Here is a 23703-nt window from a genome sequence, read left to right as displayed (position 1 = left end):
GCTCCCCCTATCGATTTTCCATTTCAAATGTTTTCATAAAATCAACTAAAGCCTTAACTCCTTCTATGGGCATAGCATTATAAATACTTGCACGCATTCCTCCAACACTTCTATGACCTTTTAAATTAACTAAACCTTTTTTAGTAGCCTCTTTTACAAATTTTGCATCTAATTCATCGGAATGGGTTACAAAAGGTATATTCATTAAGGAGCGGTCCTTAGGAACAACTGTTCCTCTGTAAAAGTTAGAATTATCTAGTAACTCATAAATAAGTCCAGCTTTTTCTTCATTTATTTTTTCCATAGCTGATACGCCGCCCATTGCTTTAACCCACTCAAAAACCAGTTTTGCAATATAAATACTATATGTAGGCGGTGTATTAAACATTGAAGCATTATCCGCATGGGTTTGATAATTGAACATGGTAGGAGTAATATCCATAGCATGACCAATTAAATCCTCACGAATAATAACAACAGTAAGACCTGCAGGTCCCATGTTCTTTTGTGCTCCTGCAAAAATTATTCCAAATTTATTTATATCGTATACTTCTGATAAAATATTTGATGACATATCTGCAACCAAAGGAATATTTCCTGTATCAGGTAAGTCAGTATACCTTGTTCCATAAATTGTATTATTGGTTGTTATGTAAAAATAATCTGCATCCAGTGAAAAAGTATTTTTATCTAACTCTGGAATATAATTAAAGGTTGAATCTTCAGAAGTTGCAACTACATTTATAGTTCCATATCTTTTTGCTTCAGCTATAGCTTTCTTAGACCACATCCCTGTATTTACATAATCTGCTTTTTTACTCTTCCTAAAAAGATTTAGGGGAACCATGGCAAATTGACTAGAAGCTCCCCCCTGCAAGAACAGAACCTTGTAATTTTGAGGAATGTTCATAATATCCCTAAGTACCGCTTCAGCTTCATTAATAATAGCTTCATAAGCTTTTGAACGGTGGCTCATTTCCATTACTGACATTCCTGCATCTTTATAACAAACCAATTCCTCCTGTGCCCTTTTTAAAGCTTCTAAAGGCAACATTGAAGGCCCTGCTGAAAAATTAAACACTCTATTCATTTTACCCCTCCTAATATTGAAGATGTTTTTACAAAATTACTTGATATTTTGCTAACAATCTTTTCTAAAAATTATATCTAAAAACATAAAATTCGTCAATGTATTATTAATTATAATTTTCCAATTATGCTAAGCCAATGTGGCAACCATAACCGCTTTAATGGTGTGCATTCTATTTTCCGCTTCATCAAAAACTACTGAAGCCTTTCCCTCAAACACTTCTTCAGTTACCTCATTACCTTTAACTGCTGGAAGACAATGCATAAATAATGTTTCTTCTTTTTTAGTTTTATTCATCAATGTCCCATTGACTTGGTAAGGCTTTAATAGCTCAATGCGTTCCTTTCCCTTTTCTTCTTCACCCATGGAACACCAAACATCGGTATAAATAACATCGGCCCCTAATACAGCAAAATCAACATCTTCTGTAATGGTGATTTTACCTCCAGATTCCTTTGCAAAGTCTTTGCATTCTTCAATAAGCAACTCTTCAGGCCATAGGCTTTTTGGTGCGGCTATGACAAAATCCATACCCATTTTAGATGCGCCTATCATTAAACTGTTTCCCATATTATTTCTCCCATCTCCAACATATACAAAACGAATTCCTTTTAAATATCCAAATTTCTCTTTAACAGTTAAAAAATCCGCAAGAATTTGTGTAGGATGATACCTATCGGTTAAACCATTCCAAACTGGTACTCCACTGTATTTTGCAAGTTTTTCCACAGTTTTTTGTTCAAATCCTCTAAACTGTATTCCATCAAACAGTCTACCCAATACCCTTGCCGTATCTTCTACAGATTCCTTATGGCCTAATTGAATATCATCTTTTCCTAAATATTCAGGATGGGCCCCTTCATCAATACAACCTATTGTAAAAGCACATCTTGTTCGTGTAGAAGGCTTTTCAAAAATGAGGGCAATATTTTTACCTTTTAAAAGATTTCCTTGTATGCCCATTCGTTTTTTTCTTTTTAAATCCTCTGCTAAATCTAATAAATATTTTATTTCTGCAGGGGTAAGGTCCTTTAGGGTTAAAAGACTTCTCCCTCTTAAGTTCATTCCCATAGAAATCCTCCTATCTTTATATGTAATAATTCATTGTTTCATATGTTAGGAACTGTTTTTCATTATATGTTTTATAAGCCTTAATATATGCTCCTACCGTATCTAAGGATGTAAAACAAGGGATATTTATTTGTTGGGCAGCATTTCTAATCTTGAATCCATTTTTATTTGGATTTTTACCTAATGTAGGTGTGTTAATGACCATAGTTATAGTTTTGTTTTTCATTGCATTATAAATTTCATCAAATTTATTCAGTGAAAGGACTTTTATTTTTAACCCTTTCTCTGAGAAATACCTTGCTGTCCCTTCACTTCCTGCAAGCTCAAATCCCAATCCTTTTAAGGTTTCTAAAATTTCAAATGCCTCTTTTTTATCCTTCTCATTTAGAGATACGAATACATTCCCCCCATCTGGGAAGGTATAACCTGCCCCTTTGAATGCCTTTATCAAGGCCTTTTCATAACTAGAATCTACTCCCAAAACTTCACCTGTGGACTTCATCTCTGGAGTTAAGGCCACATCAACATTATTGAGTTTTTGAAATGAAAATACAGGAGCCTTTACAGCTACAAGATTATTATTTTTATATAATCCTACTCCAAATCCAAGTTCCTTTAATCTTTCTCCTAAGATAACTTTTACTGCAACATTTACCATAGGGATTTTTGTTGCCTTGCTTAAGATGGGTACAGTCCTTGAGGCCCTCGGATTAACTTCTATTACATATACTTTTTCATCTTTTACGACAAACTGAATGTTCATAAGTCCTATTACTTGCAATGCCTTAGCTATTTTTTTAGTATATTGGGTTATGATCTTGATTATATTTTGTGAAAGATTCTGAGGTGGGTAGACACAAATGCTATCCCCTGAATGAACCCCCGTTCTTTCAACATGTTCCATAATACCCGGTATTAATATATCTTCTCTATCAGAAATCGCATCAACTTCTACTTCTTTTCCTTCTATATATTCATCTATTAAAATAGGGTGTTCCGTTGAGAGGGAGGCTGCTTCTTTTACATATCCTCTTAACTCGCTTTCGGAATATACCACCTGCATTGCCCTTCCTCCAATAACATAGGAAGGCCTTACTAACACGGGATATCCAATCTTTTTTGCTACTTTTATTGCTTCTTCCATATTGATTACAGCATAGCCCTTAGGTTGAGGAATATCTAGTTCCCGAAGTAGCTGTTCAAATAATTTTCTATCTTCTGCCACGTCAATAGAGTCTACAGAAGTACCTAGTATTTGTACCCCCCGTTTTAATAATTTGGGGGCTAGATTGATTGCTGTTTGCCCCCCAAATTGAACAATAACACCCTTTGGCATTTCTTTTCTTATAACGTTATATACATCCTCGATAAATAGGGGTTCAAAATAAAGTTTCCCTGCCGTATCAAAATCTGTACTTACGGTTTCTGGATTATTGTTAATAATTATTGATTGATATCCTGCCTCTTCTATTCCCCAAACTGCATGAACGGAACAATAGTCAAATTCGATACCCTGTCCTATTCTAATGGGCCCCGAACCTATAACAATAATTTTTTCTTTTTTGCTTATTATATTTTCGTCTTCCTGTTCGTAGGTGGAATAATAGTAAGGGGTATTAGATTCAAATTCCCCTCCACAAGTGTCTACCATTTTATAAACCGGATACATATTGTGGGCTCTTCTTAAGGTATCCAACATGGAAAGAGGCTGTTTGGATAAATCCTGAATCTCGATATCGGTAAAACCCATTTCTTCTGCTTCTTTTAATAACTCTACAGTAAAAGGTTCATTTTGAAGTCTTTTTTCAATTTCGACTATATGATTTATCTTATATAAAAACCATTTATCAATCTTAGTAATATTGTAAACAATATCTATACCCATATCTCTTCTTAAGGCTTCAGCCACTACAAAAATCCTCTGATCGTCAGCTATGCTGAGTTTGTTTAGAATTTCAAAGTCGGTTTTTGAACTTAAACCTTTTTTTCTTAGACCCGTACCTTTTCCTTCAAGGGAAATCACTGCTTTTAAAAACGAACTTTCAAAATTCCTATCAATGGCCATAACTTCCCCTGTTGCTTTCATTTGGGTTCCCAACAATCTATCGGCATATCCAAATTTATCAAAGGGCCATTTTGGAATCTTAGTTACTATATAATCCATGGCAGGTTCAAAAGAGGCCTTGGTTTTACCTGTAACATAATTTGGTATCTCATGAAGATGTAGCCCAATAGCTATCTTTGCAGAGATCTTTGCAATAGGATATCCAGAAGCCTTAGAAGCTAGAGCCGAAGAACGACTTACCCTAGGATTAACTTCTATGACTACATATTCCATGCTAAGGGGATTAAGAGCAAATTGCACATTACATCCTCCCTCTATTTTAAGGGCCCTTATTATTTTGATAGCAGAATTTTTAAGCATATATACTTCTTCTTTTCTTAGGGTCTGAGAAGGGGCAACAACAATACTATCTCCTGTGTGTATCCCTACGGGATCAAGATTTTCCATATTACATATAATAATACAAGTATCATTGCTATCCCTCAAAACTTCGTATTCGATTTCCTTCCAACCAGCAACGCTTTGTTCTAAGAGCACCTGATGAATTCTACTATAAATCAAGCCGCTATGAAGTATTTTTTCTAGTTCCTCTATAGTATTGGCGATTCCACCACCGGTTCCACCTAGGGTATATGCAGGTCTTACAATAATAGGGAATCCTATTTCCTTAGCAAATTCAATCCCTTCTTCCATAGAAGATACAATCTTGCTTTTAGGAATAGGCTCATTGATTTTTGTCATTAATTTTTTGAACTTCTTCCTATCCTCTGCGTTTTGAATTGCTTCTAAGGAAGTCCCCAATAATTTTACACTGTATTGATCCAATATTCCTGCCTCTTTTAGTTCCACCGCAAGATTTAATCCTGTCTGACCGCCTAATGTAGGAAGAAGTCCATCCGGTCTTTCTTTTTTTATTATATAAGAAAATGCTTCTACATCTAAAGGTTGTATATATACTTTATCTGCCATATTCTCATCGGTCATAATTGTGGCGGGATTACTATTTACTAATATAACCTTTATGTTTTCTTCTTTTAATGCCTTACAGGCCTGGGTTCCTGCGTAATCAAATTCTGCAGCCTGACCTATTATAATTGGACCTGAACCAATTACCATTACTTTTTTAAGTTCAATATTCTTGGGCATCTTCTTCCCCCTTATCGAGTAAATTTATCCATTCTCTAAAGAGTATACTGGCATCATTGGGCCCCGGACCCGCTTCTGGCTGGAACTGCACTGCATGAATATTTAACTTGTTATTACAAAAACCTTCTACAGTAAAATCATTAACGTTAATATGGGTGATTTCTAATTCCTTATTGTCCTTATCACTTACGGTATAGCCATGGCTTTGAGAAGTAATCATAACCTTGTTGGTCCTCAAATCCAGCACAGGGTAGTTTGCCCCCCTATGCCCGAATTTCATTTTATAGGTATCTCCCCCTAGTGCTAAAGCTAGGACTTGATTACCTAGGCATATGCCAAATAATGGCAACTTTCCTATTAGCTTTTCTGCAGTATAAATTGTATTTTTTATATCTTTAGGGTTGCCCGGACCATTTGAAAATAAGAGTGCATCGAGATTATAGGAAAGTAATTTCGTATAAGTAATATCCCAAGGAAAAATAGTAACCGAACATCCCATGTTTTGTACTTGTTTGACCATCCCCTTTTTTAGCCCTAGGTCCACTATTCCTATATGTTTTCCCTCTCCTTTTACTTCTTTTATTTCCTTTGTTGAAATATTGGCTACTAGATTGTTTGGGGGGGTGTATTTTTCTAATTGTCCTTTTAAATCTTGCGTAATTTCTTTAGTTGTTAAAACACATTTCATAACTCCTTGATTTCTGATTTTTTTGGTCAGCATCCTTGTATCAATACCTGAGATAGCAAATACCCCATGATTTTTTAGATAATTAGACAACTTCCCTTGACTCTTCCAATTACTTTCATACCTAGAGTATTCTTTAACAATTAAGCCTCCTACCTGTATCCTATCTGATTCTACATCCTCTATATTCACTCCATAATTGCCTATTAAGGGATATGCCATAACTAAAATCTGCCCTGCATAAGAAGGATCTGTGAGAGTTTCTTGATATCCTGTCATAGATGTATTAAAAACAATCTCCCCAAATACAGTTTTATTATCACCAAATGCCTGACCGGTAAGGATTGTTCCATCTTCTAATAGTATGTTTGCCTTCATACTATACCTCCCTTATAGCCTCTTCTAATATGAGTATTGCTTTTTTTATATCCTCTTCTTCTATAATCAGGGGTGGAACAAATCTAATAACATTGGGACCAGCCCCGACAAGTAATAGACCTTTATCCATACAGGCCTTAATAAGATTTCCTATAGGAATGGATAGTTCTATGCCCTGCATTAACCCAATTCCTCTTATATCTTTAACAACATCATATTTTTCCTTTAAAATATTAAGTTGTTCCTTAAGGTAATTCCCTTGTTTTTTAACATTCGCTAATAAATTGTCATTTAATAAAGTATCTAAAACTACCTTTGCCGCAGTTGTAGCCATATGATTCCCCCCGAAGGTTGAAGCATGATCTCCAGGAATAAATGTATCAGAACATTTTTTAACGCTCATCATAGCTCCTATAGGAAATCCCCCTCCTAAACCTTTGGCTAAAGCTATTACATCAGGAGCTATATCATAGGCTTCATAAGCAAATAAGTGACCTGTACGCCCTATACCACACTGAACCTCATCGTACATAAGGAGAATATCCGTTTCATCACAAAGCTTTCTTATTTTTGCTAAAAATTCTTTTTGGGCTGGGTATATTCCCCCTTCCCCTTGAATCGGTTCAAGGAGTATTGCACAGGTTTTATCACTTACTAGTTCTTTTATAGATTCGAAGTCATTGTACTGAGCATATAAAACACCGTCTAAAAGAGGGTTTAAGTCTTTTTGGTATTTTGGCTGACCTGTGGCAGTAATAGCTCCTAAAGTCCTCCCATGAAAGGATTGCTTCATAGTTATAATCTCATAGCACCCTTCTCCACGGACCTTTCTTCCATATTTTCTTGCCAACTTTAGTGAACCTTCTATAGCTTCAGCTCCACTATTGCAAAAAAATACTTTATCAAAAACACTATTATTAATTAACATCTCAGCTGCTTCAATTCCAGGGATATTCCAATAAAGGTTAGAGCAATGCATCATCTTGTTAACTTGGCTGGCTAAAGCTTCACCCATGGCTTTATTTCCATATCCTAATGCATTAACAGCTATTCCGGATACGAAATCCAAATATCTTTTTCCATTCGTATCCTTTGCATAGACTCCCTTACCTTCAGTTAATGTAATCGGAAAACGGTTATAAGTATTCATAATCACATTTTTCCCTCGTTCTACCCATTTATCCTGTAACATACCTATCTCCCCCTAATCTTTTTACTTATTCTTATTTTTATAATTATACATCTAAATGATATTTTATGCAATGATTATAGGGTAATTATTCATTTGAATATTAATACCATGTATAATTATAAAAGAGTCTAAGTAAGCCTCTTATATCTTAAGCCTTATTATAATTTCTACCATTTTAAATCAGTGGCCACAAGAAAAGCAGGGAAATAAATTCCCTACTTTTTTGATCTGGATATTTGTCCTATAAGTGTAAATCCGAAGATTAGTATGCCTCCTGCTATTTGCGGCAATTTAAGTGGTTCCCCTAACAATGCTATGCTAAAAACTATCGCAGATAAGGGGTCTATATAACTTAGGATGGCTGCCCCTTGGGCATTAATTTGCCTAACCCCAGTAAAGTATATGACGTAGGCAATTCCTGTATGAACTATCCCTATAATTAAAACAAATATGCCACTGGTCATGTCTTTGATATGGAGTTCATTTCTCATCAATACGAAGGGAAGTAGAACAACTGCAGCTGAAGCTATTTCAATTAAGGTCATTTCAATACCTGATACATCTTTTGTGTACTTACTTAATAATACAACCGTAGCATATAGAGCAGCAGCTAAAAGGCCATACATAATCCCCAATTTATCATTAGTCCCTTCTACCGTATTTCCCGATGAATAATACATAATGATAAATAAACCTATCAATGCTCCTAAGCTTGATATTATTTTTAGGATTGTAAGCCTTTCTTTTAATATTAGGGGGGATAAAAGTATAATGATGATAGGAGCAAAATAATAACTCATGGTCGAGTTGGCAATGCTTGTATAATGATAAGCTTGAAATAAAAAAATCCAATTAAATCCCATCGCAATTCCTGCAACTACTAAAGGGATAATATTTTCTTTGATTTTATGTAGCCGTGCTTTTTTACTATAAACTGTATATACAAATAAAAATGCCGATGCTATGACTGCCCTTAAAAAAGCAGTTTCTATCGAAGGCAAATGAATATATTGAATAAAGACCCCTATACTTCCCCATATTAACATTGCAATTATTATTTGTATCATCTGTAATCCCACCTTAAATAATCATAAAGTCTATTTAATCCTATAATAAAAGCTAAACCAAAACAAGCTTGGGGATACCCCCATAGAGCCAAAAACATTTTTGGTTAGGGCTATATCTTCATTAGATTCTATGCTAAAATAAGAGTCAAGTTTTGTATTCTTTTATTGAAAGGAGAATTTTTTTGAGCAACCCAATTAATTTATTAGAATTCGAATTAAATAATTCTTTGGAAATCAATATACCCCTAACTTTTCTTAAATCTTTCAAATCAATCTTAGAATTATATCATAATCCACTATTTTTAACCATAGATGATACCCATAAAGAACTGGGGGAAATGATTGAATATCTAAAGGACACCCTTCTAAATCTAAATGATGTTTTGGAAGAAAACAGTGGGCAAAAGGTGGATAGGACTAAGGATTTACTTAGGTATAAAAATCTTATTTCACAATTGTTTAGGATTGCATATGGATATACCATAGAATTTAATACCCTTTCTTTCCTAATAGAAGAAGCATATCAACTTAAGCAGTTTAAAAAAGAGGAACTTTTTGATTTAGATTACAACCAGTTTTTTCAGGAATGCCACGATTTTGTATTTAAGAGCAACAAGATAGATAAAAACACTAAAATAAAAGAAATTATCAAACATATTCCCCTCAGAATGACAAAGGATAATTACTTTGATTATATTACAAAATCTATAAAGCTTATTGAACTGGATTATTCTGACGAATCTTTAGAGTATTTTTTCTCTATACTCAAACAGCAGTTCATAGGCTCTAGTGTAGAGGGTTATGAGGACTTTTTACCCGGGGTTGCATCCTCTATAAATGACATTATAAATAAAGACATGTTTTCCCTTACAGAGAACCAGTTACAAAAACTTTGGGATGAAACTGAAGATATTGGGACTAATTTATCAAATATGATGCATTTATTATCTTTAACCTTTGATATTTATAATTGCCTATCTATTTTAATGATGTTAGAAAATATTCGTATGGAAGGGTTCTATGCTAAACATGTGGCTTATAAAGACTTCTACTTATCTGTACATTCCGTCCTTGATTGGTCAACAAATCCACAAGAAAGGGAAATATTGCTAGAAACACTACCGGAATTATTAACTCAACATTTAGAGGCTCTTGAAAAAAAGTCACAAGATAATTATGATAAAATCATAGGATTCCTTAGTAAATACGACAATGACTTAGACTTTGGCTCCGAATTACTAGGTCAGCTTGAAAACTACGAGTTAATTTTGTACTATATGCATTTGGATTTATCGGATCTTTTTAGCTACGAAAAAAAAGCAAATTCCTCTATTACAGAGAATAAAAACCTTAATTCCTACATAACAAAATTAGAAGATTTCATAAATAAAAATCTTTCCGTCATGCCCAATCCCCTTAGAAAGGCAAGAATGCAGCATTTTTTAAGTATCCTTCCCGTTGCTATGGATGAAGAAGAGTTTATGAATTACCTAGTATCCTCTATTCGAATGTGTTCTACCATGGAAAGAAAAGCACTACTTTTAATTAAAATTGGAGATTTAATGGATAACTATGGTTTTTTCGATGAAGAACATAATTGCAATTGTCACCATCACTAAAAGCCGCTTAATTAAGCGGCTTTTAGTTTTATGATAATATTTATTTTCTGACTACAACTTCATTTCTTAACATGGTCCACATTTTTGGATCTTCCATTCCCAGTCTCCAAAGGGCTATGCCTTTGATTCCTAAATCCCAGGCCCTTTGAACCTTAGCCTTAATACTTCTATCATCTTCAAACCAAACTTCATGTTTGTTCCCCTGGGCATCGGTATATGAGTACATAGGGGTTTGGGTTGCCTCATCAAATATTATCTCTGCATTGTACTGCCTTGCCCTATTTACAGCCATCGAGTGGGTAACATAGGTATTCCTTCCTGTTGTAAGGTTAAAATCAAAACCGAATACAGATACAGCCGCCACTGTTTTATCCCTTGGCATTTTTGTCATGGTATATTTTAGGACTCTATCCATCCATCCTATTGAGACAACGGGCCCGGGTCCACTACCTGGCCAGCCGTGTTCATTATATAGCATAACAACAAATTCGTCCACAGCTGCTCCAATAGGGGCATACTGAAAAGGATCGGAGAATGGATTAAATGGCCTATCACTTACTCTTGAAGGCACGGAGGCAGAAAGAAAATAGCCTCTTTGATGTAATGCCCGCCCCAATTCTGTATAAAATGCAGACAATCTTGTACTATCCTCTAAATACACATCCTCGATATCCATATTTACTCCATCAAAACCATAGCCCTCAATTAATTCGACAACATTTTGTATAAATGCTGCTCTAGTTTGTGGAGTTGCAACCATTGCTTTTACTGTATCCTTAGATACAGTCACATCTCCCCTTCTATAAAGTAAATTATGAATTACTGGAAGTATTTTAATATTGTTTTCATGGGCAATTCTAACTAAGTTTTCTGCATACTCATTAGTAAATTCCCCAAACTTTTCAATTTCTGTCGGGTTATTAGCATCTATCCTAAACATAAATAATCCAAGTTCCGATATTTCTCCCGTATTATTAATAAAAGATTCATAGGAACTAGGCAGAGTAGGCCCTTCTTCTAGGGTATAAAAACCTAAGATGGTTGTTATAGGTAAATTGGAACCATAAACATTAAATTCAACAATGCTTTTTGATATCCATCCCCTCGTGCCATCGAATAATTCTACTTCATACCAGTTGCCACTAGAATTACTGACAGGCAATTTTGCTCCCCTTACCATGACTGTTATAATAGGAAAATTGGTTCCTGGTCCTTTTCTTATATTTGCCATATCCACATTTATGGTGGCTTCAGAGTATTGCGGAACCTGTAATCTTTGGCCTATCCTAAGGAAAGTACTGGTTAGATTATTTAAAACCATAAAACTTTCTATGGTTGTATTAAATTTTTGTGCCAACTTATAAAGGCTATCCCCTGACTGTACACTATAAATCCCTATGGGGATTATTAATCTTTGTCCTGGATAAATGGTGTTTCCTACAATTCCATTTATATTTATTATTTCCTGCACACTAAGGCCGTACATTCTCGCAATTTGGTAAAGTGAATCCCCAGGTCTTACTGTATAAATGGTCTTGGGAAATCTTAACATATATAATCAACTCCCACAATTATAATCTCATGGTATTATATTCTATAAGAATTATAATTGTGTTTTATATGTAATATTTCCTTATCCTCCCGTTTTAGTCTAACATATCTTCCGTTAGCCCAAAACTTTCATTATGCTCCACATTTCCTAAGGGTTCCACGTGGACTATGACATCATAAACATCCTGTACGTTTTCTTTTATGCTTTTTTCTACGGCCATGGCAATCTTATGAGCTTCTGATACATTAAGGTTCCCATCTACTTCAATATCCGTATCGATAATATAAAGATTAGATAGTTTCCTTACCCTTGTTCGATGAGGATTATAGGCTTCTTTTATATATTCAATGGCTTTAAATATATCTTGATATATGGTCGTGTCCTGCACACCATCCATTAGCTCCATATTTGTTTCTATAACAATATCGTAGGATGCTTTTATAATCCATAAACTTATGATAAACGCAGCGATAGAGTCAAAAATAGGCAATCCAAGTATAAATGTAAATACCAATCCAATAAGTACACCACTGGAAATAATGATATCATTGCGCATATTCTTGCCATTGGCAATAAGCATTGAACTTTGGGTCTTTACCCCAGCCTTTTTCTGATAAAATGCTAAAAACATTTTACCAATAATGGATATTACCACTATATATATTGAAATACTTGAAGGTATATCCGTTTCTTTTTTAACCAACATATTAGATACACTGCTAATAAATAATTGTGCCCCCGCAAAAAATATCACAAATGCAAGTATAGTAGTTGCGATGGTCTCTGCCCTATGATGTCCATAGGGGTGTTCCCTATCCGGTGGCTTTGACATTATCTTTGCGGCAAATAATATTATAAAACTAGTAACAACATCTGTGGAGGAGTCAATCCCATCCCCCACTAATGCCATACTTCCCCCTACAAGGCCAAATGATATTTTTAATACCGCCAATATACCGTTACCGATAATTCCAATCCATGAAGCTCTTTTGATTTCTTTTTCTCTTGTTTTCATTTATGGGCTCCTCTTAATAATAAAATTCTTTCTAATATTTTCTCTACATATGGATATATTATAATACATCAACTGAAAATAAACCATTGTATAATATGTGGAGGATTTTTATGCCTGAGATGAAGTTTTTTCCTGAAAATATTAACAAAACAATAAACAGCAACAAACAAGTTCGAGACAAACTAACATCCAAGGATAATTCAAGTAAAACTAACACACCTCAAGATACCCCTGACGATTTTACTAAAATGAACTGCTTCTTGTCATCTAAAAATGAAACTTAAAAAAGGACGAATATTCGTCCTTTTTTAATAAAAGTAGGATTGGGTTATTCCTCTATCATGGTCCCTACCCCTCTTTGGGTGAAAACTTCAAGAAGAAGACAATGCTGAACCCGGCCATCTAGTATATGTACTGTTTTTACTCCTTTCTTTACTCCTTCCACACAACATTCCACCTTAGGAATCATTCCCCCTGAGATGATGCCATCTTTAATATATTCATCTACATCCCTTACAAGGAGGCTAGATATAATACTAGAACTATCCGATACATCCTTTAATACTCCTTCTACATCTGTTAAAAATACAAGTTTTTGCGCTTTTAAGGCTCCTGCCACAGCTACTGCCGCATAATCGGCATTGATATTATAGGAATTTCCTTCTTTATCAATTCCAATTGGGGCGATTACAGGTATAAAGTCTGTCTGTATTAAGGTTGTTATAAGCTTCGTATTAACATTAATAATTTCCCCTACAAATCCCACATCTTTATCATCAACTAATCTTTTTTCAGACTCTAAAGTAGCCCCATCTTTACCACTAATCCCCACAGCATTAATCCCCTGATTTTGGATATGGCTTACTATATTTTTATTAACTTTCCCTGATAAAACCATTTCTACTATTTCCATGGTTTCCTTATCCGTAATCCTAAGACCATTTATAAACTCGGATTGCTTGCCCATTTGTTTTAGGGCATTATTTATTTCTGGCCCACCTCCATGAACGATTACTGGGTTTATTCCTACGAGCTTCATTAAAATGATATCTTGCATCACTGTCTCTTTTATTTTTTCATCAATCATTGCACTGCCGCCATATTTGATAACAACTGTTTTACCATAAAACTCTTTTATATAGGGCAGAGCCTCTATCAATACCTTTGCCTTTTCAATACATTCTTTCATTTTAGCACCTTCCTACGTTCTATAATCTCCATTAATGCGAACATATTCATAACTTAAATCACATCCCCAAGCAGTGGCTTCTTGGTTGCCTTCTCCTAGGAAGGCTATAATTTTAATATCCTTTTCATGCAGAATTTCAAAAGCCAATTCTTCATTGAATTTCAAAGGTATACCCTCTTTAATTAATGTAATATCTCCACCTTCTGAAACAAACTGAATAGTTACCTTGCCGGTGTCGAATTTGACCCCTGAATAGCCCATGGCACAAAGAATCCTTCCCCAGTTGGCATCTTCCCCAAAGAATGCGGTTTTTACTAGATTAGAAGTTATAATTGATTTTGAAAGAATACGGGCATCCTCTTTAGTTTTTGCTCCCTTTACACTTACCTCTAAAAATTTTCCCGCTCCTTCACCATCCCTTACTATCTGCTGTGCTAAGTAAGTATTAACATAATTAAAGACTTTCTTAAAAATTTCATACTCCCTGTTTTCCTTATCTATAATGTCATTTCCTGCGGCTCCATTAGCTAAGACTAAAACCATATCATTGGTACTGGTATCTCCGTCGACGGAAATCATATTATAAGAATCTACAATACTTTCACTTAGGGCCTTTTGCAAAAGCTCCCCAGAAATATTTAAATCCATAGTTATAAAAGAAAGCATTGTTGCCATATTAGGATGAATCATTCCCGAGCCTTTAGCCATGCCTGCAATAGTGACTATTTTATCCCCTAGACTAAAAGTTACCGCGATTTCCTTTGAAAATGTATCAGTAGTCATAATAGCCTCTGCGGCCTCCATAGAAGCTTCCCTAGATGAAGCTAACATAGTTACTGTTTTTTCAATCCCGGGATGAATAATATCCATCGGTAGGGGCACACCGATGACCCCAGTTGAAGCAACTAAAACCTCTTCCTTTTTTAAGTTTAGACAGTTTGCTGTGGTTTGTGCCATAGAATTAGTATCTATCATTCCTTGTTCCCCTGTGCAGGCATTAGCATTGCCACTATTAACAACTATGGCTTGTATGTTTCCCTTACTATTAATAATCCTTTGATTCCAGATTACGGGGGCAGCTTTTACTACATTAGTTGTAAAAGTAGCCGCTCCTTTTGCAGGAAGTTCACTATATACTATTGACAAATCCTTCCGCTTCTTTTTTACTCCTATATAATTCCCTGCGGCCTTAAATCCTTTAGGGCTTGTAACTCCTCCATCAATTATTTGCATAATCACCACTCCTTAGAAAATTTGTTATGCATTTTTCAAATATGATGTTAATAATTATACATTACACTGAAAGTTTATGCAAGTATTTTTTAAAATACTCTTGCATAAATCATATAAAATGTGTATAATTATTAAAAATTCATTAATTAAATAGGAGGCTTTGTTATGAGTAAAAAAGTTATTCTTGCATATTCCGGTGGATTAGATACAACTGTTATCCTACATTGGTTAAAAGAAAATTATGATTATGAAGTAATCGCCGTATGCGTAGATGTAGGTCAAGGAAAAGAATTAGACGGCATGGAAGAAAAGGCTTTAAAAAATGGGGCAAGCAAACTCTATATTGAAGATGTAAAAGAAGAATTTATGGAAGACTTTGTTTTCCCAATGGTTAAAGCAGGGGCTGTATATGAATCCAAATACTATCTTGGTACTTCTATAGCAAGACCCCTTATTGCAAAAAGATTCGTTGAAATTGCACTAGAAGAAGGAGCTGAAGCTATTTGCCATGGCTGCACAGGTAAAGGGAATGACCAGGTTCGTTTTGAGCTAGCAATAAAAGCATTAGCTCCTCAACTTAAAATCATTGCTCCTTGGAGAATATGGGATATCCAATCCCGAGAAGATGAAATAGAATACCTTGAAAAAAGAGGCATAGAGGTTCCAATGACAAGGGAAGAAAGCTATAGCCGTGATAAAAATATGTGGCATCTAAGCCATGAAGGTCTAGAGCTTGAAGACCCGAACCATGAGCCTGATTACGATAAATTGCTCAAGTTAGGCGTTTCCCCGGAGCAGGCTCCTGATGAACCTACCTATCTAGAATTAGACTTTGAAAAGGGGATTCCTGTAAAACTAAATGGGGAAACCTTATCACCTATTGATATGATGTTTAAACTTAATAAAATTGGTGGAAAAAATGGTATTGGTGTATCCGATATCGTGGAAAACCGCGTAGTTGGGATGAAATCAAGGGGCGTGTATGAAACCCCCGGTGGAGTGATTCTATATGCCGCCCACGAAGAGCTAGAACATCTATGTTTAGATCATCAAACCTACGCTTACAAGCAACAGGTGGCATTAAAATATGCAGACCTTGTTTATAGCGGGGAATGGTTTACACCCCTTCGCGAAGCACTGGCTGCATTTGTAGATTCTACACAGGAAACGGTAACAGGCAAGGTTAAATTAAAACTATATAAAGGAAATATTATTCCTGCTGGAACAACCTCACCCTACTCCTTATACAATGAATCTATTGCAAGCTTCACTACCGGCGAATTATACGATCATAAAGATGCAGAAGGATTCATTAACCTATATGGACTTCCTTCCAAGGTAAGGGCTATGATGAAACAAAAAAACATTTAATCTTTAATACTCTAGATAAAAGGATGTGACAAAATGAAATTATGGGGCGGCAGGTTTAATAAGGCAACCAATACGATGACAGATGACTTTAACTCCTCCATTTCCTTTGATCAAAGGTTATATAAACAAGATATCCTAGGAAGCATAGCCCATGTTTCTATGCTTGGAAAACAAAACGTCATTCCCCTAGGGGATTCAGAAATAATCAAATCCGAATTAAAAAACATACTTAAGGATATTGAAGATGGAAAAATAGAGTTTGATATTGAAGCTGAAGATATTCATATGAACATAGAAAAAATCCTTATATCAAGGATTGGGGACATCGGGAAAAAACTTCATACCGGGAGAAGTAGAAATGATCAAGTTGCCTTGGATATGCGAATGTATGTAAAGGATGAAATAAAAGAGATTCAAAATATGATTTTAAATCTCCAAAAGGTTTTAGTTGATATAGCTACAATACATATTGAAACCATTATGCCGGGATATACCCATCTTCAAAGGGCCCAGCCCATTACCCTAGCCCATCATCTGATGGCTTATTTCGAAATGTTAAAAAGAGATTACGAAAGGCTAGACGATACTTATAATAGAACAAATATCCTGCCCCTAGGTTCCGGAGCTCTAGCGGCAACTACTTACCCCCTTGACAGATACTTTGTTGCAAAAGAACTGGGGTTTGCTGATGTTACATACAATAGTTTAGATGGGGTTTCAGATAGAGACTTTTGCGTCGAATTATTAAATGGGATTTCCTTAATAATGATGCATCTTAGTCGTTTTTCTGAGGAAATCATCCTTTGGAGTTCTCATGAATTCCATTTTATTGAGTTAGATGATGCCTATTCTACCGGTAGCAGCATTATGCCCCAAAAGAAAAATCCTGATATTGCCGAATTGGTCCGCGGCAAGACAGGACGGGTATACGGAAATCTAGTGGGCCTTCTTACTACTATGAAATCTCTTCCTTTAGCATATAATAAAGATATGCAGGAAGACAAGGAAGCGGTTTTTGATGCTATTGATACTATAAAAATGTGCCTTCCCGTCTTTACATCTATGATAAAAACCATGACTATATTAAAAGACAATATGTATAGTGCTGCCGGTGGCGGCTTCACAAATGCTACGGATGCTGCCGATTACCTTGTTAAAAAAGGACTACCTTTTAGGGATGCCCATGAAGTTGTCGGTAAACTAGTCTTATATTGCATCCAAAATAAAACTGCCCTAGAAAAACTGAGTCTAGAAGAATATAAAAATATTTCCCCTGTTTTTGACAAAGATATATTTGAAGCCATTTCCTTAGAGGAATGTGTAAACAAACGAAATATTATCGGAGGACCTTCTAGGGAAATGATGCTTAAACATATAGATAAAGCTCAAAAATTCATTTATAGTAAAGACCCCTTCTAAGATATCTTAGAAGGGGTCTTTACTATAAAGTATAGCATTTCCCTTTTTACCTACTTCTTTTATACATTTCATTTTCTTAAAACAATAAGTTGCTCTAGTGGCTTGTGAAATAGTAATATCTAGATACTGCGAAAACATTCTATTGGTAAAAGGTTGTGGAATATCTTTGTGGATAAGAGGTAAAAAATCCTCTTTATTATTAAAAATGATGGAATGATTTACATCTAATAGCTTCCTATCCTTAATACTTAATCCCTTTCTTCTCCAGCTTCCTTTTCCATCTTGACATCTTATTTCCTCTGCTTTAATAAATAAAACTTCTAGGGAAAAATTTTTTTCGTTAATCAACCAGGGGCAGCGGATTAATTCATTGAACAAATCAAATATGGTTCCTTTTTTAGGCGATTTTCTTTTCCTTAATATTCTTCCATTTTCATCTACAGTTAAAATCCATTTTTCTTCATATATTGGGTAAACCAGCCTTACAGGGTAATTTGTACATAGGTTTTTAATTTTATTTTTAATCGCTCCAAAGTTTGCTGTTTGAATCTCAATTAATTTTCTACCCCTCATTATATCAATTATATAATTTTCTACCTTTACCTCAAATCTATCATTTTCTTTTGAATACCAGCGTTTAATCTGACTATGTAAGGAACCTTCATTATGGATGTTTATACCTACTTCCTCTTCTTTTATTTCTTCACACCATTTTTTATCTATAGTTATTTCGACCCCTCTTTCTAATCGTTTTTCACTATTGTATCATAAATATGTTGTAATATAAAAAACAAGTATGTATAATTACATTAGAATAAGAACCTTGTCAAAAAATATCAAATAAAGGGGATTAAAAATGGATTTTTTTATTGCCTTATTGATAACCAATTTTATATCTTACATTATATTTGGAATAGATAAAACTAAAGCTGAAAAAAAAGAATGGAGGATTTCAGAAAAAACCCTTATTTTTTCGTCACTCTTTGGGCCCTTGGGGGCATTTATCGCCATGTATACCTTCAATCATAAGACTAAAAAATTAAAGTTTAATATACTAGTCCCCCTATTGGGAATTGTTCAATTAAGCATCATCATATATATTTATACTGCATACTAGCTTAATTGTATAAGCTGTTCACCTAAATAGGTGAACAGCTTTTTTATTTAAAAATATTAATCTTCTATTTTCTTTAAAATAGTCATTCCTAAAGGGGGAACCCTTAGTTCGATACTGTGTTCCCTTCCATCCCATTCCCTAACATCTGATACCATGTTTTCTTTATTTAATACATTACTTCCCCCATATTTAGAAAAATCGCTATTAAAAATCTCTTTATATTTCCCTTTCTGAGGCACACCTATTCTATGTTTATAATGAGGTACGGGGGTAAAGTTACATACAAAAACCAGAGTATCTTTAGTATTTTTCCCTTTTCTAATAAATGAAACCATACTGGCATTGGCATCAAATCCATTGATCCATTCGAAACCATCACTACTAAAATCATATTCCCAAAAAGCACTCTCTTTATTATATAAGTTGTTTAAGTCCTTGATGTATTCTTGCATTTCTTTATGCTTATCGAATTGGAGCAAATGCCAATCAAGGCTTTTATCCTCACTCCATTCTTCAAATTGGGCAAATTCCCCACCCATAAATAGGAGTTTTTTCCCTGGATGGCCATACATGAATCCATAGGATACTCTGAGATTAGCAAACTTTTGCCAATAATCCCCAGGCATTTTATTAATCATAGAGCCCTTACCGTGAACTACCTCATCATGAGAAAGAACCAAAATAAAATTCTCAGTATATGCATATATAAGTCCAAAAGTTAAATCATTGTGATGGTGTTTTCTATGGATGGGATCCTTAGAAACATATCTTAGAAAATCATTCATCCATCCCATATTCCACTTCAATCCAAAACCCAATCCCCCTATATCGGTAGGCCTTGATACATTAGCCCAAGCTGTAGATTCTTCTGCAATCATCATAATACCTGGATAATCCTTATAAATAATCGAATTGAGATGCTTAAAAAATTCTACTGCCTCCAAGTTTTCACGACCGCCAAATTGATTTGGAATCCAGTTACCATCAGTTTTGCCATAATCCAAATAAAGCATAGAAGCCACAGCATCTACCCTTAATCCGTCTATATGATATTTTTCAAGCCAAAAGAGAGCATTTGCAATCAAAAATAATTTAACTTCATAACGGCCGAAATTAAAAATCAGGGTGCCCCAATCAGGATGTTCTCCCTGTTTTGGATCTGAATGTTCGTAAAGGGCAGTACCGTCAAATTTAGCCAAGCCATGGGCATCCTTAGGAAAATGGGCAGGAACCCAATCTAATAAAACACCAATACCATTAATATGACAATAATCCACAAAATACATAAAATCTTCTGGAGTACCAAATCTACTAGTTGGGGCATAATATCCCGTTACCTGATATCCCCAGGAGCCATCAAAGGGATGCTCTGCGACTGGCATAAGCTCAATATGGGTATATCCCATTTCTTTTACGTAATCAACCAGCTTATGAGCAAGCTCTCTATAAGTTAAATACCTATTGCCTTCTTCTATCACCCTCATCCAAGAACCCAAATGAACTTCATATATAGATATAGGTTGGTTCAATGGATTTGTTTTCCTTCTTTTATCCATCCACGCTTTATCATTCCAAGTAAAGTTATTTATGTCATAAACTATCGAGGCGGTATTAGGGCGGATTTCTGCGTAGTTACCATAAGGGTCTGTTTTCTTTATAACATAATCTTCCCTTGTCTTGATTTCATATTTATAGATATCCCCATGAATTACCCCCGGAATAAACAATTCCCATATACCACTGTTTTCTAAACATCGCATTGGATGCCTTCTGCCATCCCAACCATTAAAATCCCCAATAACACTCACTCTTTTTGCATTGGGTGCCCAAAGGGCAAATAATGTTCCGCTGACCCCATTTATCTCCATAGGATGGGCTCCTAATTTTTCATATATTTTGTAGTGAGTACCTTGTCCAAAAAGATATTTATCTAAATCAGATAGAATAGGCTCAAATGAATAGGGATCATAAGAAATCCATGAGTTTCCTTCATAATCCGTAATATGTAATTTGTACTTAAATTTATCTGCCTTTGTATCTATAGTAGCTTCGAAAAACCCATCCTCATGGACCTTAATCATATTGTGTTTTGTATCTAGGCTTTTCCCGTTTATAATTTCTATCTTGTATGCCTGGGGAACGAATGCCCGTATAACCGTAACCTTTTTCCCATCAATTACAACCTCATGGATTCCTAAAATATTATGCGGGTTTCTATGCTCTGAATTTATAATTTCATATAATTCTATCCTATTTACCGTTGTTTTCATTATCTATACCACAGTCTAAGACTGCGGTTCCCCCTTTCAATATATTTTTAATGTTCAATATATCCTTATTCATTTTACCATAATTCTCTTTAATATACAATAAACACCATGTCGCTTATGGCTTTCCAATTTATATTCACAATTAAATCATTTAAAAATAATCATATCATATTAAACCTTTATTGTATATTGTTTTGATCTATAAATCCTCCAAAAAAACTGAGTTTCCTCAGTTTTTAAGTTGTTTAATAATATTTGATATCAACTTTCTTTCTTAAAGGCTATCTGATTTCGAAAGTCATCAGGAGTTATTCTTTCCATTTGTTCAAATATCTTTCTATAATAATTCTTGTCATTATATCCTATTTTAACAGCTATCAAATTATCATCAAAATCTGTTTTTACCATGAGTTCCTTAGCATAATCAATTCGAAGTTTTGTACAATAGTCGTAAAAAGAACGATGTCCTTTCTTTGCAAATAAAACACTTAAATTTTCTGGTGTTGTTTGAACCCTAGCTGCCACCTTATTTAGGGATATATTCTCTGCTAGATGTTTACTTACATACTCCTGTGCTTTAGTTATTATATGTTCCTCTTTCACTTTTCTTTCTTTATTGATATGTTTACATATGGATGTTAAGATATCAATAAAATATGAAAACCCTTCATCTAAATCCTCTCTTTTAATTATTTCCCTCATAGAAAAATGTCTCGCGAAAAACCTTTCCATATTAATACCTTGTTCGCTAGCATAACGGTTTATGGATACAAGGATATCCAATATAATTTTGGGTAGTAATTTCTCAGGAAGAGGTTGACTATTTCTTAGAACTCCATATAATTCTTTTGAAAGCTCTATGGCCCTTTTTTCATTTCCAATTACAGTTTCATAAACGAGCAACTCTTCTTTTTTTAAAGGGTATTCGTATGTGATTTTATTATTAGGCTCTACATAATTAATATGGATAACCGAATTACACCCCAAATAAAAATTATATCTAATAGCAGCTTTAGCCTGTTTATAGGAAATATTGATTTTTCTAGCTTCGCTATACATTTTTCCTATTCCTACAGTAACAGTTATCTTTTGCTTAGTTTCCACTATTTTTCTGATATTTTCTCCTATCTCAATGGATTGGTCTATTGACAACCGATTTCCCAGTAATACTGTTATTTCATCATGCCTATTAATAAAAGCAACCCCATTTTTGCACTCTTCTAAGATAGACTGTACATTATATAAAATAGAAAAAATAAGTACATGTTTATCTTTCTCTTCCATTATTAAAGAAAGTTTATCATAATAATCAATTTTTAATACCATTACCGTATATCCAGGTATTATCATAATATTAAAATACTCAAAGGTACCTTGTATCTCCCCTTCCTTGTCTAAATGGCCGTGCATAAGATTTATTAAGAATCTATCTTGGAAAACAGGAAGTGATTCATCGAGCTTAGTTAATATTCTGCTTTGTTCTTCATATTGCTTAAAAAGTTCATCAAAAACTCTTTTTGCCCTAATAAGACTTCTTTTTAATTCTTGTTCCTTTACAGGCTTAAAGACATAATCAATTAACCCTTCTTCTAAAGCTTTTTGAACATATTCATATTCATTATAAGAAGAGTATAAAATCATTTTAGTTCTAGGATAGTTTTCCTTTACGAGTTGAAACAACTGATAACCGTTGATATCCGGAAGCCTTATATCAGAAATAATCAAATCAATATTGTTTTTTTCTAATATATCCAAGGCTTCTTTCCCCGAAGCAGCCTCTTTTGACATATTAAAGCCTAATTTAGCTGAGACGATTATTTGTGATAGCTTCTTCCTGTTATAACCTTCCTTATCAACTAACATTATCCTTATCATATTTACCCCCTATAATTTTGCTCCTTATTATATTTATCGGATAAACATGGTTATTTATTCATTAATGATTAATATATTTCCTAATTAAAATAAAAGACTCCCAAAAAATTTGGAAGTCCTTTATTTTAATTGAATTGTAAGCGGGTGATGGGAATCGAACCCACGTACCCAGCTTGGAAGGCTGGTGTTCTACCATTGAACTACACCCGCATAAATTTGGCAGCCACCTACTCTCCCAGGTAGTCTCCCACCAAGTACCATCGGCCGTTTATGGCTTAACCGTCATGTTCGGTATGGGTATGGGTGTTTCCCATAGACGAATCACTACCGAAAAGTTAGATATCAGATG

18 protein-coding genes, 1 tRNA gene and 1 rRNA gene are annotated in these 23703 nt (G+C 34.5%); 5 read left to right on the top strand and 15 right to left on the bottom strand.

Annotated elements, in window-relative coordinates; translation table 11 throughout:
* Positions 1-7: 7 nt before the first annotated feature.
* The 6 genes from serC to GX308_05290 form a co-directional block, all read right to left on the bottom strand.
* Positions 8-1090, bottom strand: a complete 1083-nt coding sequence (gene serC / locus GX308_05315; protein ID NLK21493.1) for a 3-phosphoserine/phosphohydroxythreonine transaminase — start codon at positions 1088-1090, stop codon at positions 8-10.
* A 129-nt stretch (positions 1091-1219) separates the two neighbouring features.
* A complete protein-coding gene (argF, locus tag GX308_05310; GenBank protein NLK21492.1) occupies positions 1220-2155 on the bottom strand; it encodes an ornithine carbamoyltransferase in 936 nt (311 codons plus the stop codon).
* A gap of 22 nt (positions 2156-2177) precedes the next feature.
* The gene (carB, locus tag GX308_05305; GenBank protein NLK21491.1) at positions 2178-5372 is read right to left on the bottom strand and encodes a carbamoyl-phosphate synthase large subunit; all 3195 of its coding nucleotides are present in this window, start codon (positions 5370-5372) and stop codon (positions 2178-2180) included.
* Positions 5356-6435 carry a glutamine-hydrolyzing carbamoyl-phosphate synthase small subunit gene (carA, locus tag GX308_05300; protein NLK21490.1) on the bottom strand — a complete coding sequence of 360 codons (1080 nt, stop codon included), beginning with the start codon at positions 6433-6435 and terminating at the stop codon, positions 5356-5358. Before carA ends, carB begins: the two co-directional genes overlap by 17 nt.
* A gap of 1 nt (position 6436) precedes the next feature.
* Positions 6437-7627: an aspartate aminotransferase family protein gene (locus tag GX308_05295; protein ID NLK21489.1), complete on the bottom strand. Its 1191-nt coding sequence runs from the start codon at positions 7625-7627 to the stop codon at positions 6437-6439.
* A 215-nt stretch (positions 7628-7842) separates the two neighbouring features.
* Positions 7843-8694 (bottom strand): EamA family transporter, encoded by an 852-nt coding sequence (locus tag GX308_05290; protein ID NLK21488.1) that lies wholly within the window; start codon positions 8692-8694, stop codon positions 7843-7845.
* A 182-nt stretch (positions 8695-8876) separates the two neighbouring features.
* Between GX308_05290 and GX308_05285 the strand changes: the two genes are divergently transcribed.
* Positions 8877-10313: a hypothetical protein gene (locus GX308_05285; protein NLK21487.1), complete on the top strand. Its 1437-nt coding sequence runs from the start codon at positions 8877-8879 to the stop codon at positions 10311-10313.
* 40 nt (positions 10314-10353) lie between these two features.
* On the opposite strand, the gene GX308_05280 is transcribed toward GX308_05285, so the two are convergent.
* Together GX308_05280 and GX308_05275 are read right to left on the bottom strand one after the other, a co-directional pair.
* The gene (locus GX308_05280; protein NLK21486.1) at positions 10354-11865 is read right to left on the bottom strand and encodes a LysM peptidoglycan-binding domain-containing protein; all 1512 of its coding nucleotides are present in this window, start codon (positions 11863-11865) and stop codon (positions 10354-10356) included.
* A gap of 94 nt (positions 11866-11959) precedes the next feature.
* On the bottom strand, positions 11960-12880 hold the full coding sequence (locus GX308_05275) for a cation transporter (GenBank protein NLK21485.1): 921 nt from the start codon (positions 12878-12880) through the stop codon (positions 11960-11962).
* Positions 12881-12990: 110 nt separating this feature from the next.
* Between GX308_05275 and GX308_05270 the strand changes: the two genes are divergently transcribed.
* Positions 12991-13164, top strand: a complete 174-nt coding sequence (locus tag GX308_05270; GenBank protein ID NLK21484.1) for a hypothetical protein — start codon at positions 12991-12993, stop codon at positions 13162-13164.
* 44 nt (positions 13165-13208) lie between these two features.
* Here the strand turns inward: GX308_05270 and argB are convergent, their stop codons facing one another.
* On the bottom strand, positions 13209-14069 hold the full coding sequence (gene argB / locus GX308_05265) for an acetylglutamate kinase (GenBank protein ID NLK21483.1): 861 nt from the start codon (positions 14067-14069) through the stop codon (positions 13209-13211).
* A gap of 12 nt (positions 14070-14081) precedes the next feature.
* Positions 14082-15302, bottom strand: coding sequence for a bifunctional ornithine acetyltransferase/N-acetylglutamate synthase (gene argJ, locus GX308_05260; GenBank protein NLK21482.1), 1221 nt, complete (start codon positions 15300-15302; stop codon positions 14082-14084).
* A 165-nt stretch (positions 15303-15467) separates the two neighbouring features.
* Here argJ and GX308_05255 point away from each other — a divergent pair, with 165 nt between their 5' ends.
* Positions 15468-16673, top strand: a complete 1206-nt coding sequence (locus GX308_05255) for an argininosuccinate synthase (GenBank protein ID NLK21481.1) — start codon at positions 15468-15470, stop codon at positions 16671-16673.
* 33 nt (positions 16674-16706) lie between these two features.
* Entirely contained in the window at positions 16707-18092 is a 1386-nt protein-coding gene (gene argH, locus GX308_05250) for an argininosuccinate lyase (protein ID NLK21480.1), read from the top strand.
* 6 nt (positions 18093-18098) lie between these two features.
* Here the strand turns inward: argH and GX308_05245 are convergent, their stop codons facing one another.
* Positions 18099-18665 carry a hypothetical protein gene (locus GX308_05245; protein NLK21479.1) on the bottom strand — a complete coding sequence of 189 codons (567 nt, stop codon included), beginning with the start codon at positions 18663-18665 and terminating at the stop codon, positions 18099-18101.
* Between the two features lie 283 nt (positions 18666-18948).
* On the opposite strand from GX308_05245, the gene GX308_05240 reads away from it, so the two are divergent.
* Positions 18949-19209, top strand: coding sequence for a DUF1294 domain-containing protein (locus GX308_05240; protein NLK21478.1), 261 nt, complete (start codon positions 18949-18951; stop codon positions 19207-19209).
* Positions 19210-19265: 56 nt separating this feature from the next.
* On the opposite strand, the gene glgB is transcribed toward GX308_05240, so the two are convergent.
* The 4 genes from glgB to rrf form a co-directional block, all read right to left on the bottom strand.
* The gene (glgB, locus tag GX308_05235; protein NLK21477.1) at positions 19266-21479 is read right to left on the bottom strand and encodes a 1,4-alpha-glucan branching protein GlgB; all 2214 of its coding nucleotides are present in this window, start codon (positions 21477-21479) and stop codon (positions 19266-19268) included.
* A gap of 261 nt (positions 21480-21740) precedes the next feature.
* Positions 21741-23354 (bottom strand): response regulator, encoded by a 1614-nt coding sequence (locus tag GX308_05230; protein NLK21476.1) that lies wholly within the window; start codon positions 23352-23354, stop codon positions 21741-21743.
* 139 nt (positions 23355-23493) lie between these two features.
* Positions 23494-23564 (bottom strand) — tRNA-Gly (locus GX308_05225).
* A 4-nt stretch (positions 23565-23568) separates the two neighbouring features.
* Positions 23569-23686, bottom strand: a 5S ribosomal RNA gene (gene rrf / locus GX308_05220).
* Positions 23687-23703 lie beyond the last annotated feature (17 nt).

This window comes from Candidatus Epulonipiscium sp. (assembly GCA_012519205.1).
Lineage (GTDB): Bacteria > Bacillota > Clostridia > Lachnospirales > Defluviitaleaceae > JAAYQR01.
The sequence above is the reverse complement of the archived record's forward strand: the minus strand, read 5'-3'. Positions and strand labels throughout refer to the sequence as shown.